1 protein-coding gene is annotated in these 1223 nt (G+C 68.2%); it reads right to left on the reverse strand.

Going from position 1 to position 1223, the window contains the following annotated elements; translation table 11 throughout:
• On the reverse strand, positions 1-1223 hold a 1223-nt coding region (locus tag MMG91_RS28785; protein ID WP_310661450.1), incomplete at both ends, for a condensation domain-containing protein.

Consider the following 1223-nt stretch of genomic DNA (forward strand, 5'->3'; position numbering starts at 1 on the left):
TGCGTGGTGCCGGTGACCTGGGGCAGCGGGGTCAGGTTCAGCCCCGGCAGGGCCAGGGCCTGGTCGCGCGGGGTATTGCCGAGCACCAGCATGGCCTGGAACAACGGGCTGTGGCCGAGGCTGCGCTCCGGTTGCAGGGCTTCGACGACCTGTTCGAACGGCAAGTCCTGATGGCTGTAGGCGTCGAGGGTGGTGGCCTTGATCTGGGCCAGCAATTGATCGACACGGCCGTGGGCCTGGACGTCGATGCGCAGGGCCAGGGTGTTGACGAAGAAACCGATCAGCGCCTCGGTTTCGCGGCGCGGGCGGTTGGCGACCGGCGTGCCGACCACCACCTGCGGCTGATTACTCAGGCGCGACAGCAGGATCGACCAGGCCCCCAGCAGGGTCATGAACGGGGTCAGCCCCTGTTGCTGGCTGAAGCGGCGCAATCTGGCGCTCAGGGGGGCCGGCAATTGCAGCGCCAGCGCGGCCCCGAGGTAGCTTTGTACCTGTGGCCGGGTGCGGTCGGTGGGCAGTTCCAGCAGGCCCGGGGCGCCAGCGAGGTGCTCGCGCCAGAACCGGGTCTGGGCTTGCAGGCGCTCGCCTTGCAGGTGTTGCTGTTGCCACGCGGCGTAGTCGGCGTATTGCAGGGCCAGGGCGGGTAACGGGTCGTCGAGGCCCTGGCTGAAGGCGGCGTAGAGTTTATTGAATTCGCCGATCAGCACCGCCACCGACCAGCCGTCGGAGACGATGTGGTGCTGGGTGACCAGCAGGATGTGTTCGTCTTCGGCCAGACGCAGCAGGCGCCCGCGAATCAGCGGGCCCTGGCTCAAGTCGAAGGCTTCAGCGGCTTCGGCCTGGGCCAGTTGCTCGACCGCCTGTTGCCGGGCGTCGGCGTCCAGGGATTGCAGGTCGTGTTCCTTCAGGGCAAAGCCGCTGTCGGCGGCGGCGAACTGCTGATGGACTTCGCCGTCCCGGCGTTCGAAGGTAGTGCGCAGGCTTTCATGGCGGGCGACGATGCGGTCCAGGGCGCGTTGCAATGCGCTTCGGTCGAGGCTGCCGCGCAGGTGCAGCGCGGCCGGCATGTGATAGGCGATGCTGGCGGCATGGTCCAGCTGATCGAGGAACCACAGGCGTTGCTGGGCCAGGGACAGCGGCACGGGCTGATCGCGGGAGACCACGGCGATCGGCTGGACCCGGGACTGGCTGGCCTGTTCCACCTGCTGGGCCAGGGTGCTCAA

The sequence above is a fragment of the Pseudomonas sp. JL3 genome, from assembly GCF_031570575.1.
Taxonomy (GTDB): Bacteria; Pseudomonadota; Gammaproteobacteria; order Pseudomonadales; family Pseudomonadaceae; genus Aquipseudomonas; species Aquipseudomonas cucumis.